The following is a 15055-nucleotide window of genomic DNA, read 5'->3' on the forward strand; positions in this document are numbered from 1 at the left end:
CAAAAGGTGTGCCAAATAAAAGAGAGGTGTGAATGTTCAGAAAAAGTAAAGGCTTGCACTGTGGCAAGCCTTCTAAAACAACATGAACTAGCGAAGAGTAAATTACATACTTTCGATTTTCTGCTTCACCTGCAGGACTTTGTCTGCGTAATTCGGATCGGTCGCGTAACCCGCGCTGTGAATGCCGCGAATGAAGGACTCTGAATTCCCTCGCTGTTGCAATGCTGTCTCGTAACGTGGGTTGTCATTTAAAAAGCGCACAAAATCATTAAAGCTGTCTTCGTAATTTGAGTAGGCGCGAAACGCTGCCGTCTCTTTCACTGGCGTATTATCGTGGAACTCTAGCGTTTGAGTCGTCACTTTGTCACCCTGCCAGCTTCGATCTGCTTTGATGTTAAATAAGTTGTTGCTGCTGCCACGCGCGTTCTTCACGACCTTTTGTCCCCACCCGGTTTCCAAAGCCGCTTGCGCAAGTAGCAGAGATGGCTCGACACCTAGGGCTTTCGCGGCTTTCTCCGCGTATGGCTTCATCGAGTTAACAAAAGATTCTGGCGAATCGAATCGAGTTGGTTCATTGCTTGGTCGAGATAGCTGACCAGATTCAATCAAGCGCTGTTCAATCTCACGCGCTTTTTTCGGGTCAACACGACGATATTCCACGGCATTATTTGCCGCATCACGCATTGCCGTTTCACTCTTGTCGTTACCTTGCCCAGCCGTTAATTGCTTAACAATCATATCGGCCAAGCCCATTGAACCAGACGAACTGAGCTCGCTCGCCATCTGCTCATCCAGCATTTGTCGATAGAACTTCTCGTTCTGGCTGTTCATCATGTTGGACTCAAAGCCCTCATTGGCTTCTCGCATGGATTTCAACATCATGGAGGTGAAAATAGATTCGAACTGACGAGCCGCTGCACGCAGTGCTTCTTGCTCGCCATCTTTACCTTCCTTCACTGCTTTTTGACGCAGGGTATCCAGCGAACTGATGTCATGAATAAAACCAATGTCGTTAGGATTGTTCATTATACCTACCTCCTAACCATTAAATGATGATCAACTGGCCTTCAATGGCACCAGCTTGTTTCAATGCTTGCAAGATAGCCATCAAATCCGACGGCGCTGCGCCGACTTGATTCACTGCACGGACCAAATCATCCAACGTTAAGCCTGGTTCGAACTTAAACATCTTGCCCTGCTCTTCGCTAACTTCGATATCCGAGTCTGGCACGACAACGGTTTGCCCACCAGAAAAGCCGTTAGGTTGGCTAACATTCAGATTTTCTTTGATTGCGACCGTCATTCCGCCATGAGTTACCGCAGCAGGTTTAAGGCGAACATGTTTACCAACTACGATGGTACCCGTACGAGAGTTAACGATGATTTTGGCTGCGCCATCTGCAGGGTCGAACTCTAGGTTTTCAATTGCCGATAAGAACGCCACACGCTGGCTGACATCACGAGGGGCACGTACACGTACCGACGTCGCGTCTACCGCGCTCGCCATTTGTGGGCCAAGGAAGTTGTTTACCGCATCCGCCATACGTTGAGCCGTTGTGAAGTCTGACTCAAGCAAGTTGAACGTGATGTAATCGCCACGACCAAATGGGTTTGGAATTTCTCGCTCTACTGTCGCACCACTAGAGATAAGACCAACGGTTGGATTGTTACCTACGATTTTTGAACCGTCAGCACCTTCAGCGCTGAAGCCGCTCACCACTAAGTTACCTTGAGCAACCGCGTAAACTTGACCGTCTAAGCCTTTCAAGAAGGTTTGTAGTAGCGTACCACCACGCAAACTTTTGGCACTACCGATAGAAGAGACTGTCACGTCTACTTGCTGACCTGGTTTAGAGAATGGCGGCAACTCTGCCGTTACCATGACTGCGGCAACGTTTTTTATTTTCGGCTTTGTGCCCGGCGGCATCTGAATGCCGAAGTTTTGCAACATGGCGGCGAAACTTTGCTCCGTAAACGGGTTCGCTTCGCCTGTGCCAGGTAAGCCTGAAACCAAACCATAACCCACGAGTTGGTTGCTTCGTACACCAGCCACTTGCGCGACGTCTTTGATACGTGCAGCTTGGGCAGCGGTAGAAAACAGAGCAACGCTCATCAGTATTAAAAGGAGTTTTTTCATGCTTACTTATCTCTTGCAGTCAAATTGCCGTCAGCACGGCGTGTTATAGCGCTACATTAAAGAATCGTGCCAAGAAACCCGGCTCTTGCATATCTTGTTGTACACCGGTGCCAGAATACTGAATTCTTGCGTTAGAAACGCGGTTTGATGCAATAGTATTGTCGAAACTAATGTCATCCGGACGAATAGTGCCGCTTAAACGTATGTACTCATCACCCGTATTAAGCGTCATCCATTTTTCTCCACGGATAACGAGGTTGCCATTTGCCAAAACTTCAATCACCTCAACAGTAATGTAACCACTGATGCTGTTACTCTGCTTAGCAGAGGAGTCACCCGCAAATGAGTTTGAGTTATTTAAGTCATAAGAGAAATTGTATTTGCCACCAATTTGCAGCTCTTCGCCGCCCACTTGAAGCGGGTCCATTTGCGCTTCATTGGTTTTCGATAAATCGGCATTGGCGCTTTTCGTGGCGCTGGTAGTCTCATCCAGTGTCACGGTAATAATGTCGCCAATACCACGTGGCTTGGAATCGTCGTAAAGATCGGTAATGTGCTCGGCGCTAAACAGTGAACCTGTTGCAGCAGCATAATGCTCAGGTTTCTTTTTCGGATGAATAGGAGCCCATGCAGGATCACCCGCAACCGGATCGCTTCTGCCACGCAGTGTATCCACGATACCGCTGCTCTCTTCTTTCGATTTATCGCCTTCTACCGCGTCAACCACCGTCGTTGCTTGTGTCACTTCATCCGTTTCAATCGGCTCTAACATGGCACAACCCGACATCGTGGCAATCAAAGCAAGTAGACAAATACGTTTCATCGTGAGCTCCTCAATTCTTGCTCTTAACCGTTATAACTGCTGGTTAACGAAGCTCATCATCTTATCGACTGACGAGATCACTTTTGAGTTCATTTCGTAAACACGCTGGGCTTCGATCATGTTGACCAACTCTTCCGTTACATTCACGTTAGACGCTTCCAGCATGGATTGACGGATTTCACCCAAACCGTCCAAACCAGGAACACCTTCTTGTGGATCGCCACTGGCACCCGTTGGTAAGTAAAGGTTCTGGCCAATTGGCTCTAGGCCACCTGGGTTAACAAAGTCTGTAATGGTTAGCTGACCAACGACTTGGTTGTCTTGCTGACCACGGACGCGAACCGATACTTCACCATCCGTACCGACAGTGATAGAAATCGCATCTTCTGGAATCACAATTTCAGGTTCTACAGGGTAGCCAGAACCCGACGTGACTAACGTGCCTTCACCATTTAACGTGAACTGACCGTTACGGGTGTAACCGATGTTGCCATCCGGCAACGTCACTTGGAAGAAGCCGTCGCCTTCAACCATCATGTCCAGTGCGTTGGTCGTTGTCTGCGCATTACCATGCGTGTGCACTTTTTGCGTCGCAACCACTTTAGAACCCGCACCTAGCATCAAGCCACTCGGAAGCTCAGTGTTCTGAGATGATTGGCCGCCAGGCTGGTTGATGTTCTGATAGAACAAATCTTCGAATACCGCACGGCTCTTTTTGTAGCCGACAGTAGAGGCATTCGCCAAGTTGTTCGAAATCGTGGCAATGTTGGTTTGTTGGGCGTCTAGACCTGTTTTACTTACCCATAGTGCTGGATGCATAGTGAACCTCTAACTCTGTTAACTCATACGAAGCAGTGAATCTGAAGATTTATCCATTTCTTCAGCTGTGCTCATCATCTTGACTTGCATTTCAAACTGACGTTGTAAGTCAATCAATGCGGTCATTTCACCTACGGCATTCACGTTACTGCCTTCAATCGCTCCTGTCTGGAGGCTAACAGTAGCGTCTGCTTCGTAAGGTTGGTTTGGAGTTTTATGGCGAAATAAGCCATTGGTGTCTTTAAATAAGCTTTGATCATTAGGCTTAACAAGCTTGATGCGATCAACCGCTTGGAATTCTTCCGCCGGGGCACCTTGAGGAAGCACAGAGATGGTGCCATCCCGACCGATTTCAATTTTAGAGAGAGGGATAGGCAAAGTAATCGGCGCATCGTTTTCACCCAGCACCAAATGGCCACTTGCGTTAGTAAGCATGCCATTTTGATCGACTTTTAGGTTACCGTTACGGGTCAACCCTTCTTTACCCGTGTGATCGAGTACCGATATCCAGCCGCTGCCTTCAATCGTCACATCCAGATCACGCCCTGTTGTAATCACGCTACCTTGAGCAAAGTTATGCCCTGGACGCTCTGTCATGCTGAAAACACGTGAAGGATGGCCTTCACCATAAGCCTGCATTGAGCGAGCCTGCGCTAAATCCGCACGAAACCCTGTCGTGCTTACGTTAGCCAAGTTATTAGCACGCAATTGTAGTGCCTGCATATTTTGCTTGGCCCCACTCATTGCGAGAAACAGTGCGCGATCCATAAATTACTCCAAAAACTTCTCTGTACACGGAGTAAAAGCAATAGTTATGCCAACACAAAATGAGCTTATTTATCAAACACTTAAATAAGAAACAAAAGATTAAGAGGGGTTTCAGTGGCAGAAAACTGCAACAAGGGGCAAGGTTTTGATCCACATGGCGGCAACGGCGGCAAATCAGAGATCAAAGCATGCTTAACCTGAACTGAGGTATTTTCAGGCTAAGCATCAGATGAATGTCATGATGTTATCAAGCCAAGCGGCGAAAGCTCGCCTAACTTGATGATGCAGATTATCGGATCTGCAGGATATTTTGTTGTAGCTGGTTGTGCACTTCTAGCGAACGTGAGTTTGCTTGGAAGTTACGCTGAGCAGAAATCAGGTCCACCAGCTCCTGCGTCATATCAATGTTTGACTGTTCCAGCATACCGTTGTTGATGGTGCCAAAAGAGCCTTTGTTAGATTCACCCCAAATCTTGTCACCAGAGAACTGAGTTGAATCCCATTGCGTACCGCCCTTCTTATCCAGACCTTGCTCGTTTGGAACACGTACTAGCGCTACACGACCCAATGTGACGTTTTCACCGTTTGAGTAAGTCCCCATTACGCTGCCGTTTTCATCGAAGTCAACTTTGGTTAGGAAACCCGTTGTTGCACCGTCTTCATCGAACTTAGTCAGTTCGAACGGAGCAGCAAACTGTGTTGCCGAGCCTAAACCGAAGTTAAGCGTCTGCGCAGGATCGGCACCATTCATATCGACTGGTGTCGTGTTCGTCGCCGGATCGCCTAATGCCACAGACGTAATTGGCTGACCATTGTTCAAGCTCGCCAACGTACCATCGTTGTTGAACTTCATGGTATGACCCACATGGCCTGTTGGCGTTTGTGCATCACCTGCCGCAACATTTAAAGGCTTTTCGCCTTCTTTATCTGTCACGGTGTAGTAAGTGTTCCAAGTGTTTGGCTGAGTCTGATCTTTCAAGTAGTAGGTCGTTAGCTTGTAAGACTGACCCATCGAGTCATAAATAGTCGAAGAAGTTGAACGGTTGTATGTATCTGGGTCTGAAAAATCAAACTGAGTTGGATCTTTCAAATCGCCGTTTGCTGGCAAGTTCACGCCCACTTCAATGTTTGCTGTTTGCTTTGGCTTACCAAATTCAGCAGGAATATTGATAGGTTGTGGCTCGTATGAAGAAACCTCACCAGAGCTTGGATCCACTTGGTAACCTAATAAGAACTCATCGTTCGCGGTCACCATGTAGTTTTCTTTATTTAAATGGAATGCACCATTACGTGTCAGTTCATTCTGTTGTGGAGTCAGACGCTCCTTCGCCACGGCGAAGAAACCTGTACCCGAAACACGCAGATCCATTGGGTTGTTGGTGTAAATGCTTGAGCCTTCATGGAACTGCTGCGCCACTTGGCTTGCTTGCGCACCACCACCCGGCGTGGTTTTTGCGTTAGTAAATAAAGAGTTAGAGTAAACATCAGCAAACTCAGCACGGGACTCTTTAAAGCCGTACGTGTTGGCGTTCGCAATGTTGTTACTGGTGGTGTTCAAATCCAGTTGTGCGGCGGACAAACCGCTTAAAGATACATATGACATTCCAAAATCTCCTAATCTAGCGAGCTATGACTACGCTTTGCCAACTTCCAATACTTCTGCAAGTCGAACTGGCGATTCAAAACCAGCCAGATTGAGTAATACGTTTCCGTCCCCTTTGCCGAGCAATACGCTATTTACGTTGGCATATGTCGATACTGGGAACTCTTGCGACTCCCCTTCAACCAAGCCAGACGCTTTCACTTTGTATTTGCCAGCAGGCAGTGGATTTCCGCTTTCATCTTTACCGTCCCAAAGCACACGCGTGTCGCCGGCTGGTTTCGCCCCTACCTCAAAAGTACGAACCAGTTGGCCAGCTTCATCCTCTACACGAACAAACAGATTATCGATAGATTGTGAAAGCTTAACCATTGCCGCCATTGGCGCGTCGTCCTGCTTCACACCTGCCGCTCCTGGGACCAATACGTCACGTCCTACCAAAGAGGAAGCTTGTAACGCTTGGTTTGATGTCATTGACGAGTTCAAACTCTCAAACTGAGTGTTCATCTTGCCAATGCCATCAACGGTCGCAAATGAAGCCATTTGCGCAATCATCTGGTCATTACTTACCGGCTTAAAAGGGTCCTGTTGAGACAATTGCTTCGTGAGCAATGATAAGAAGTCTTCCTGCTTTAGGTCCTGCTTACCCGTACTCTCTTCCGTCTTCTTGTTACTCTCTTGTAGACTTTTAAGCTGGTCGATATAGGACAAGCCGCTTTGACCAACGTTGTTAATTCCGGCCATACGCTACCTCCTTATCCTTATTGACCCATCTGCAGCGTACGCAGCAGCATTTGTTTACTAGAATCCGCTACTTGCACATTGGTTTGGTATGCGCGAGAAGCTGAAATCATGTTCGCCATTTCTTCCATTACATTCACGTTCGGCTTGTAGATGTAGCCTTCTTCGTTTGCAAGGGGATGGTCTGGGTTGTACTCCGCACTCAGCGGTTTATCGCTTTCTACAATACCCATCACTTTCACTGGCACCGTATCACCGCCACGCATGGCGTTACTTAACTCAGCACCAAACACAGCATGGCGCGCTTTATAAGTGTCTTTCGCAGAGCTGCTGACACTGTCGGCGTTCGCCAAGTTGCTTGAGGTAGTGTTCAGACGAACGGATTCAGCGCTCATTGCGGAACCTGTCACATTGAAAACGTTAAATAAGCTCATCTAAATTATTCCCCTTTGATTGCTTTGGTTAAGTTCTTGAATTTGCTGCCTAGAAAGTCGAGTGATGCTTGGTGTCTGATTTGGTTTTGCATAAACAAGTTACGCTCTAAATCCAAATCAACCGTGTTGCCATCACCCGTATCAGGTTGCGTAGGAAGACGATATAGCTTGTCCCCGACCAACGTTGTAGTGGCAGGAATATGCCGACCATCCGTACGACTAAGACCAATGCTTGCCCCAGATGTTGCCGCTTGCAATTCCTTCGCAAAGTCTAAACCTCTTGCTTTGTAACCAGGCGTGTTGGCTTGTGCAATGTTGGTGGAAATCACCTCAGCATTGCGCTCACGTACGCCCACCGTGTGCTGGTGGATGCCTAGTGCATTGTCAAAAGATATAGCCATGTTTGCCTCTACAATTAAGAACTGACCGTGATTGATAACCAAAAAGCAATTAGCATGCCAAAAACATAAAGCGCTCTATCTACTTAATAGCTATCACCCATTGGAATAGCAATAAGTGAGCCAAAGTGACTGGAATGTCATGTCGTTTCACTTTGTTCACTTAATAAAGATACACCGTGATGAGGGAACAAAGCAAAATCGCGCTTCAATTTAGCAAGTGAAAACGTGGAAACACTCGAAGGCAGGAAACCAGCAAACAAAAAAAGCCTGACACGAGGTCAGGCTTTTTATCAATGAAGAGATACCGCTATTTAAGCTTGTAAATGATACCCGGATTACAGCGCACCATTTCAAATTTATCAGTCAGACCAGTTAGCGACTCTGATGCCCCTAACAGCAGATAACCACCTGGGTTTAAGCTGCTCGCCATTTGGTTAAGCACTTTTGATTTCATTTCCGGTGAGAAGTAAATCAGCACGTTGCGACAAAAAATAATGTCGAACTTACCCATCAGTGCATAACTGTCCATCAAGTTTTGTGGACGAAAGTTCACCAAACGTTTGACGTTGTCTTTGACTTTCATACGGCCACCGTCCGCATCCTCAAAGAAGGTGCGGCGACGTTCTGGTGAAAGTCCGCGCCCTAGAGCCAAATTGTCATACACACCTGCACGACACATCTCGAGCATACTTGCTGAAATGTCTGTTGCTGTAATAGACACGTTTGGTAACAAACCCGGCTTACGCTGTTGCGTTTCCAGAATCGTCATTGCAATAGAATACGGCTCTTGGCCCGATGAACTGGCTGCAGACCAGATCTTGATTGGGCGCTTGCTTGCCGCTACTTCTGGCAATAATTTGTCAGCTAAAACTGTGAACGGATAAGTATCTCGAAACCACAAGGTTTCATTAGTCGTCATCGCGTCCACAGCGGCCACTCGTAATTCACGATTGCGCCCTGTAACAACATCACGTAGCAAATCTGATAACGATGCGAGCTTAAACTTCGTCACTAAAGGACTCAGTCGGCTACGCACAAGGTATTGCTTGCTATCACCTAACACGATACCACATTGCGATTCTAGAAAACGGCTAAAGTCACGATACTCTTGATCACTGATTGTAATAGCAGTCATTAATGTCTCTTTTATTGTGTTAATGCAGATTTAACCGCGTTACCCAATTCATCTGGGTTAAATTTCGCAATGAAGGTATTGGCACCTACACGCTCAACCATAGCCTGGTTGAATACACCACTTAATGAAGAATGGAGGATAACATAAAGGTCTTTCAAATCGGCATGTCTGCGAATTTCAGCCGTTAAGGTATAGCCGTCCATTTCTGGCATTTCAATATCGGAAATAACCAACGAAATTTGATCGTAGATATTGCCTTCTTGAGCCATTTCAATCAACTTATTGTACGCTTCTTTGCCATCTTTGACAGATACGACCTCGAAACCGATTGATGTAATCGCACGCTCTACCTGTTTACGCGCGACAGTCGAGTCATCGGCAATCAATATACGGCGTACAATAGGCTTTTCTTGTTCTGCTTGCGCGATTTCTTCACCGATAGCGGAATCCATCGTTTCATCAACCGGCGCAATCTCCGCCAGGATTTTTTCAACGTCAAGGATTTCAACCAGCTCGTTGTCGATGTTCGTCACTGCGGTCAAGTAGTGCGCTTTACCCGCACCGTCTGGCGGCGGCAAAATCGCTTCCCAATGCATATTGATAATACGCTCAACCGATGATACCAAAAATGCTTGGATCGTACGGTTAAATTCTGCGATAACAACAAAACATTTATCCAGATCAGTGGTTGGGCGGCCACCAATTGCCAGGCTCAAATCAATAACGGACACGGTATGGCCGCGGATATGAGCGATACCTTTTACCAGCGGGTGTAGATTTGGCATTGAAGTCAGCTTAGGGCACTGCAGTACTTCTTTCACTTTGAATACGTTAATGCCGTAGCGCTGTCGGCCCATCAGTCGAAAGGTCAATAATTCCAATCGGTTCTGACCGACGAGTTGCGTACGCTGATTCACCGAGTCAAGAATCCCCGTCATATGCTCATCTCCATCTCAAACTTTTTGTTTTTAAATGATACTCTACCACTGGCAAGCACGATACCAGGGAGACAGTATGGCGTATTTCACTTTCACTTCGACACCATTGACTATGACAATATGTAGAGCGCTAATTACAAAGTACGCTAAGTCTATCGGCATTTTGCTCAGTATGTTTAGCTTTTTTGTTCATTCAGCTTCAGATAATCAGATCGAGCAAATAAAAACGGCAGCAGAACAACATATTCTTGCTACAGTTGATCAGCCTGATGGTGGCGAGCTATCTGTTAATGCGGCAGATATCGACTCGAGAATAAAAGCAACGGATTGCCCAGTGCCCCTAGATACGTCAGCTTCTTCCACCAGCAGTACTCGAAGCAACATCAATGTTCTAGTGGAATGCCCACCGGATGACTGGAAAGTCTATGTGCCTGTACGGATCTCGGTATCGGTGCCAATGATCGTCGCAACACGAACGCTAGGGAGAGGAGAAATCGTCAGCGCATCGGATGTCACCACTTCTATGATCGAGCTGCAGCGCTTTCGCAAAGATGGCTTTTCTAACTACGATCAAGTGGTTGGCGCAAAGCTAAAACGCAACGTTCGCTTAGGTGATGTTGTTGAGCGTAATGATGTCTGTGTCGTTTGCCGGAATGAAAAGGTCACAATTAAAGCGGTGAATTCTGGCATGACAATCACCACACAAGGCACAGCATTGCAAGATGGTGCGGCTGGCGATCAAGTAAGAGTGAAAAATGATAAGTCACAGCGTATAATAGAAGGCATAGTGACTGGCATTGCGGAAATCACTGTTAATTTTTAATACCCACTGGTAGCGTGTTTAAACTGATCAATAAAAATGCAAAAAATGACTAAAGTTATTTTTGCACTGGTCGATAGTCTGGATACCAGTATTACGATACAAGGCAAAGGTTAAACATGGCAGGTATAGATAATATACGTTCAGGGCAAATGATGACGACGACAAGTCGTGCACCTGCGCGTAACGATTCCAATGCTACCAGCACGACTGAATCGAAAAAAGCACCCGCACAACAAGACGCTGTATCACTCAGCCAGCAAAGCAAAGCCGTTAGCAAACTCCAAAAAGATATGGCAGCTTCTCCGGCCTATGACAGCGCCAAAGTGGCGGCAATCAAAGAAGCAATCACAAACGGTTCATACAAAGTCGATCCTGAAAAATTGGCCGACAACATGATTAAGTTTGAAAACGAATTGCAAGGCAAAAGCTAACTGACTTAGGCCGAAGGTAAGTATTTTATGGCAGCATTAGTCGATCTCGTCAATTTCCAACTAGAAAATGCTAAGGCACTTTCTGCTGTTTTGCGTCAAGAAACACAAGCGATAACTGCGCGTGTCTCTACCGAGATTGAGAGTATTGCCAAACAGAAGATGACACTCATTGATCAGCTTAGAACAACTGATCAGCGAATCGCCTCTCACCCGCACGTCAATCAACTTACTGAAGATGAGCACCTAAGTCAGGTTGTTGCTCAAATCCAATCGATCGTCCTCGACTGTCAACAAGTCAACAAAGTAAATGGTGAATCGCTTAGTCGCGCACAGCTGAGTTTTAATAAACTCAATAACATGCTTCAGCGAACTCATGGCAAAGTAGGCATGACCTACAATGCCGGTGGCAAAACCCACACTATTTCGACACTTGGCACCAATATAAAAGCCTAAACGTCACTCCTACCCCACCATCTCTAGAATGTAGATATAAAAAAGCGACTCATTGTTGCCAATCAGCCGCGGGAAAGATTATCTGGTCTTCTGAAGTAATGCGCTTAGGGCATTAGAACAAGGTTTGTTGACGCTTCTCAGGCACCTGTTGAACTTCTCCGTAATCACGCAACTTATCCATTTTACGAATATCCAGACGCAGCTCTGTCACGTAACTGTCTTCAACAAGATAACTACGTACGACTTCTGCACCGCGAATCACACCATCAACCGCGCCTGTAGTGCTCTCAATACCTAAACGCTGGTCTTGCAGTTCTGCACGTCCACTAACACGCATGCCATAAACTTGTTCTGCTAGCTCACGATAAGCATCAATTTTTGATGCGCGCATCGCTCGTACACGCTTCTCTTCAACAGTACGACCTGTTTGCTCACTGACACTCGCATAACCCACTGCCACTAAGATTTCATCTTGACGCATCTGTTGTAGTGGCTGACACCCCACCAATACCAGTGTGGCAATAATAAATAATAACTTCTTCATGCTTCTATCCTATGGACGCAGAATCACAGTGTACGGCTGACGAATGGTTGGGTCTGAGCGAATCAACACGCCATCTTGCGTACGGATACTGTTTAACGTATCTAAGTCACGACCAATACGGTCAGCCGGAAGAAAACCCTGCGCCGTTGCTACAACCACACGGCTCTGCATACCGACCACACGTGCATTGACGAGCACCCCGCCCTCTTGGCGCAGCATCGTGCCAGTCAGTACATACTGAATTTGTTGCTCTTGCGCCAGATCTTGCCAATCACGGCTTAAAGCAAAATCGCCCTGCTGCGTCACTTGGATAGAGCCCGTAGTTTTGAAATCAACCACTTTAAACCCTCGGCGCTGGAACTGATGGATAAAACCTTCCGAGACCGAGTTACCTAACCAGTTTGTTGCATCCATATTTTGTAGATCAACAAACGAGGTAATCGCAATCGGCGTCCGCGCAGATACCGCCACATTAGAAACCATCAGGTCTTCGGTCATGCTTTCAATGAAAAAGTCCATCGTATGACGTGGACTATCCATAAGCATGAACTGGCTTCCCGAGTACGGTTCTTTACCATTGTAAATCGGTGAGTACGCGCACGATGTCAGAAGCGTCATCATCGATGCGGCGACAAGCCACTTTTTCATGGTTTGATTCTCCAGATAATCTTAGGTGATACCGTTCTTGATTAATTCCTTTCTAAGAAAGTGAATATTGGAACAGTCTTTGCTTTTCTTTGTTTGCCTAACGAAGAAAAATCCACCAAACTTCACTGAAATTGTTAAAGCAATATTTATACCCGAACGGTTGTAATCAATGAAAAAAATATTAAACAGTCTGTTTTCAATCACTTTAGTGATGCTTGTGCCTTTTAAAGTAATGGCATCTTGGTATGAAGTAACAGGCGTTGCCACTATCGTTTCTTCAGAAGAGACGGCAAGGCTCCATGCGTTGGAAGACGCGCTGTTCAAAGCCGTCAATTTTTCGGGCGCAGATATTGGCAGTATTAGCAATTTGATGCCGCTATTAGAAGAAAGCCGTAACGAGTACCAGTTTACCAACCATGAAGTCCGTTACATTTTGGTCGAGTCTGAACGTAAACGTAGAGGTAAAGTCGAGGTAAAAATTCGCGTCGATATTTATCCATCGGCAACGGGTTGCCACACCGATCAATACAAAAAGACGCTCCTTGTCGGCAATATTGAGGTTGCCTCACCACAACAAGCGGTGATGGGACAGATTTACCAAGTGGGTGACGATTTTAGCCGCGTGGTGAATCGCCAGCTGGATCAAACCTCTCGCAGCTTTGTATCTGTGGGTACAACGGACTATTCAATTAGCAGTAACTATCCCGCTCGTACTCAAATGATCGCGCAAGACAACGGCGCACAATACATCATTGGGGGAGTCATTACCGATCTCACTGCGACGGTCGAATCTCAACTACTGCAAGATGACATCATCAATCGTCAGTTTGCGCTAGAGATGAAAGTATTTGATGGTAAAACTGGCCATGAAGTCTTCAACAAAGCCTACCGTGAAGTGGCGCGTTGGCCCTTTGCCAAAACGAGCCAAGTAGATACTCGCAGTGCGCGCTTTTGGGCGTCGACCTATGGCGAGATGATGCTACGCGTTAGTCGCAATATAATGCTGGATCTAGAGTCAGAGCTGTCTTGCAAAATTACGCTGCCAGAGGTCGTCGCAGTCTTCGGCAATACGGTAACGATGGATCTCGGCCGTATGCATGGCGTAAAAGAGGGAGACAAATTGCAACTTTGGCACACCGCATCATTTATCGACCAAAACGGATTACCAAGAAATAAAGTATCGCAAAGTGAAATTACATTGACGGTATCTCGTATATACGAACACGAAGCCGAGCTGACGATTGATCAGCCAAATTTAGCGTCTAGTGTTCAAATTGGCGACGTAATGAACAAGATCCTATAAAAGCAAACATTAAGTCTTGAGATATGCTCACTTTTGAATATCATAGGCAGCGCATCTTATTTGATTATACCAATGACCGTAGTGAGTCGTTCAAAGTGATACTGATAAAGACCTAAACAAAGTTGCTAGGTTTGCATTCAGTAAAACGGTTCAATGAACTGCAACTATTGGTATTACGCCCCCATGGCACAGCTGGATAGCGCAGTCCCCTCCTAAGGGACAGGTCGTAGGTTCGAATCCTACTGGGGGCGCCATATCATAGCCTTAGCTCCCACTTGAGCTAAGGCTTTTTTGTATCCACTATTTCGAGCTTCACAGAGCGTTTCCAAGTAACGAGTGAAACAATTTCTTCAGTAATCAATATGATCGCCTCGCTCCTTTACTCGACGAGATAAAACCTTTTACTGATCCGATCTCTTCCCCTTGAAATCATTTCAACAAGCCCTATTTACAGTTTTGTATTTTATTACTTTAATTATCTATGAGTTTTGCTTACCCTTTTAGCTATTAATAAAATTATTAGTTAGCACTATGTCTAAGAGCAATTTAATAACTAACACTGGACACCGCTTTATTTCTAAAGGCAAGACTGCCTTTAAGATTCATATCCATACCCCCGAGGACACGGTACTGCACCGCTCGGTTGGGTTTGTTCGTATTGGAGAAAAGAAAGGCTTACAAAAAGCCATTAAGCTGAGAAACGAATTAGGCCGGCAAATGTGGGGCAAATTTTGGCGACGTCTTTTGAAGGATCCTTACCTCATGACCAGACTCCCACACAGCGTTGAGCCAAAAATTGTTCACAAGCCTAACCCCACTCTTGAAAACCCAGATAACCGAGATACGTGTTACATCGCTAAGTGGCGAGAGTTCAATGACGACGGTGACTACAAATACAAAACGGTGGTTCGCTCTATTAGTAAATACGGCAAGCTTGCCGCCTACATGCAAACCAAAAAAGCGTTGCTAGAAGCACATAAAGACAACTTGGAAATCCTAACGTTCATGGGGCGCTTAAACAGCATTGACCTCAAGTGATGTTTACCGTTTTTAACTT

Annotated in this window: 18 protein-coding genes and 1 tRNA gene; 6 read left to right on the forward strand and 13 right to left on the reverse strand. The window is 46.1% G+C overall.

What is annotated here, in order from left to right:
• Positions 1-102: 102 nt before the first annotated feature.
• From flgJ to FR741_RS11385, 11 genes are all read right to left on the reverse strand, one after another.
• A complete protein-coding gene (gene flgJ / locus FR741_RS11335) occupies positions 103-1029 on the reverse strand; it encodes a flagellar assembly peptidoglycan hydrolase FlgJ (protein WP_046874278.1) in 927 nt (308 codons plus the stop codon).
• Positions 1030-1045: 16 nt separating this feature from the next.
• Positions 1046-2137: a flagellar basal body P-ring protein FlgI gene (locus FR741_RS11340; protein ID WP_006743028.1), complete on the reverse strand. Its 1092-nt coding sequence runs from the start codon at positions 2135-2137 to the stop codon at positions 1046-1048.
• A gap of 43 nt (positions 2138-2180) precedes the next feature.
• Positions 2181-2960, reverse strand: coding sequence for a flagellar basal body L-ring protein FlgH (gene flgH, locus FR741_RS11345; RefSeq protein WP_006743029.1), 780 nt, complete (start codon positions 2958-2960; stop codon positions 2181-2183).
• A 30-nt stretch (positions 2961-2990) separates the two neighbouring features.
• Positions 2991-3779, reverse strand: coding sequence for a flagellar basal-body rod protein FlgG (gene flgG / locus FR741_RS11350; RefSeq protein WP_005382032.1), 789 nt, complete (start codon positions 3777-3779; stop codon positions 2991-2993).
• An 18-nt stretch (positions 3780-3797) separates the two neighbouring features.
• Positions 3798-4547 (reverse strand): flagellar basal-body rod protein FlgF, encoded by a 750-nt coding sequence (gene flgF, locus FR741_RS11355; RefSeq protein WP_005382031.1) that lies wholly within the window; start codon positions 4545-4547, stop codon positions 3798-3800.
• Between the two features lie 289 nt (positions 4548-4836).
• On the reverse strand, positions 4837-6150 hold the full coding sequence (flgE, locus tag FR741_RS11360; RefSeq protein WP_005393123.1) for a flagellar hook protein FlgE: 1314 nt from the start codon (positions 6148-6150) through the stop codon (positions 4837-4839).
• Positions 6151-6180: 30 nt separating this feature from the next.
• Positions 6181-6891, reverse strand: coding sequence for a flagellar hook assembly protein FlgD (gene flgD, locus FR741_RS11365; protein WP_005393125.1), 711 nt, complete (start codon positions 6889-6891; stop codon positions 6181-6183).
• Between the two features lie 17 nt (positions 6892-6908).
• A complete protein-coding gene (gene flgC, locus FR741_RS11370) occupies positions 6909-7322 on the reverse strand; it encodes a flagellar basal body rod protein FlgC (RefSeq protein ID WP_005393132.1) in 414 nt (137 codons plus the stop codon).
• Between the two features lie 5 nt (positions 7323-7327).
• Positions 7328-7723, reverse strand: a complete 396-nt coding sequence (gene flgB / locus FR741_RS11375) for a flagellar basal body rod protein FlgB (RefSeq protein ID WP_005382026.1) — start codon at positions 7721-7723, stop codon at positions 7328-7330.
• A gap of 307 nt (positions 7724-8030) precedes the next feature.
• Positions 8031-8858 carry a protein-glutamate O-methyltransferase gene (locus tag FR741_RS11380; protein WP_005393137.1) on the reverse strand — a complete coding sequence of 276 codons (828 nt, stop codon included), beginning with the start codon at positions 8856-8858 and terminating at the stop codon, positions 8031-8033.
• A gap of 11 nt (positions 8859-8869) precedes the next feature.
• Positions 8870-9796 (reverse strand): chemotaxis protein CheV, encoded by a 927-nt coding sequence (locus tag FR741_RS11385; protein WP_005382022.1) that lies wholly within the window; start codon positions 9794-9796, stop codon positions 8870-8872.
• A 76-nt stretch (positions 9797-9872) separates the two neighbouring features.
• Here FR741_RS11385 and flgA point away from each other — a divergent pair, with 76 nt between their 5' ends.
• The 3 genes from flgA to FR741_RS11400 all read left to right on the forward strand — a co-directional run bounded on the left by flgA (position 9873) and on the right by FR741_RS11400 (position 11503).
• Positions 9873-10619, forward strand: a complete 747-nt coding sequence (flgA, locus tag FR741_RS11390) for a flagellar basal body P-ring formation chaperone FlgA (RefSeq protein ID WP_005393139.1) — start codon at positions 9873-9875, stop codon at positions 10617-10619.
• 116 nt (positions 10620-10735) lie between these two features.
• A complete protein-coding gene (gene flgM, locus FR741_RS11395; protein WP_005382018.1) occupies positions 10736-11050 on the forward strand; it encodes a flagellar biosynthesis anti-sigma factor FlgM in 315 nt (104 codons plus the stop codon).
• 27 nt (positions 11051-11077) lie between these two features.
• Positions 11078-11503: a flagella synthesis protein FlgN gene (locus FR741_RS11400; RefSeq protein WP_046874280.1), complete on the forward strand. Its 426-nt coding sequence runs from the start codon at positions 11078-11080 to the stop codon at positions 11501-11503.
• A 112-nt stretch (positions 11504-11615) separates the two neighbouring features.
• Here FR741_RS11400 and flgP read toward each other — a convergent pair whose 3' ends face one another.
• Together flgP and FR741_RS11410 are read right to left on the reverse strand one after the other, a co-directional pair.
• Complete coding sequence (gene flgP / locus FR741_RS11405; protein ID WP_047009552.1) at positions 11616-12047, reverse strand: flagellar assembly lipoprotein FlgP; 432 nt, start codon at positions 12045-12047, stop codon at positions 11616-11618.
• Between the two features lie 9 nt (positions 12048-12056).
• A complete protein-coding gene (locus FR741_RS11410) occupies positions 12057-12695 on the reverse strand; it encodes a FlgO family outer membrane protein (protein ID WP_005382013.1) in 639 nt (212 codons plus the stop codon).
• Between the two features lie 169 nt (positions 12696-12864).
• Here FR741_RS11410 and FR741_RS11415 point away from each other — a divergent pair, with 169 nt between their 5' ends.
• The 3 genes from FR741_RS11415 to FR741_RS11425 all read left to right on the forward strand — a co-directional run bounded on the left by FR741_RS11415 (position 12865) and on the right by FR741_RS11425 (position 15036).
• Positions 12865-13998, forward strand: a complete 1134-nt coding sequence (locus FR741_RS11415; protein ID WP_167426815.1) for a flagellar assembly protein FlgT — start codon at positions 12865-12867, stop codon at positions 13996-13998.
• Positions 13999-14175: 177 nt separating this feature from the next.
• Positions 14176-14252 (forward strand) — tRNA-Arg (locus FR741_RS11420).
• A gap of 277 nt (positions 14253-14529) precedes the next feature.
• Entirely contained in the window at positions 14530-15036 is a 507-nt protein-coding gene (locus tag FR741_RS11425; RefSeq protein WP_031780328.1) for a hypothetical protein, read from the forward strand.
• Positions 15037-15055: the final 19 nt, after the last annotated feature.

Origin of the sequence: Vibrio diabolicus (assembly GCF_011801455.1) — a bacterium.
In the GTDB taxonomy this organism is placed as follows: Bacteria; Pseudomonadota; Gammaproteobacteria; order Enterobacterales; family Vibrionaceae; genus Vibrio; species Vibrio diabolicus.

Coding starts and splice junctions, on each gene's coding strand:
- flgC (WP_005393132.1), bottom strand. CDS start 7,322: ATGAGCTTATTTAACGTTTTCAATGTGACAGGTTCCGCAATGAGCGCT.
- flgP (WP_047009552.1), bottom strand. CDS start 12,047: ATGAAGAAGTTATTATTTATTATTGCCACACTGGTATTGGTGGGGTGT.
- FR741_RS11400 (WP_046874280.1), top strand. CDS start 11,078: ATGGCAGCATTAGTCGATCTCGTCAATTTCCAACTAGAAAATGCTAAG.
- flgH (WP_006743029.1), bottom strand. CDS start 2,960: ATGAAACGTATTTGTCTACTTGCTTTGATTGCCACGATGTCGGGTTGT.
- FR741_RS11425 (WP_031780328.1), top strand. CDS start 14,530: ATGTCTAAGAGCAATTTAATAACTAACACTGGACACCGCTTTATTTCT.
- FR741_RS11410 (WP_005382013.1), bottom strand. CDS start 12,695: ATGAAAAAGTGGCTTGTCGCCGCATCGATGATGACGCTTCTGACATCG.
- FR741_RS11415 (WP_167426815.1), top strand. CDS start 12,865: ATGAAAAAAATATTAAACAGTCTGTTTTCAATCACTTTAGTGATGCTT.
- FR741_RS11385 (WP_005382022.1), bottom strand. CDS start 9,796: ATGACGGGGATTCTTGACTCGGTGAATCAGCGTACGCAACTCGTCGGT.
- flgD (WP_005393125.1), bottom strand. CDS start 6,891: ATGGCCGGAATTAACAACGTTGGTCAAAGCGGCTTGTCCTATATCGAC.
- FR741_RS11380 (WP_005393137.1), bottom strand. CDS start 8,858: ATGACTGCTATTACAATCAGTGATCAAGAGTATCGTGACTTTAGCCGT.
- flgE (WP_005393123.1), bottom strand. CDS start 6,150: ATGTCATATGTATCTTTAAGCGGTTTGTCCGCCGCACAACTGGATTTG.
- flgM (WP_005382018.1), top strand. CDS start 10,736: ATGGCAGGTATAGATAATATACGTTCAGGGCAAATGATGACGACGACA.
- flgA (WP_005393139.1), top strand. CDS start 9,873: ATGGCGTATTTCACTTTCACTTCGACACCATTGACTATGACAATATGT.
- flgG (WP_005382032.1), bottom strand. CDS start 3,779: ATGCATCCAGCACTATGGGTAAGTAAAACAGGTCTAGACGCCCAACAA.
- flgF (WP_005382031.1), bottom strand. CDS start 4,547: ATGGATCGCGCACTGTTTCTCGCAATGAGTGGGGCCAAGCAAAATATG.
- FR741_RS11340 (WP_006743028.1), bottom strand. CDS start 2,137: ATGAAAAAACTCCTTTTAATACTGATGAGCGTTGCTCTGTTTTCTACC.
- flgB (WP_005382026.1), bottom strand. CDS start 7,723: ATGGCTATATCTTTTGACAATGCACTAGGCATCCACCAGCACACGGTG.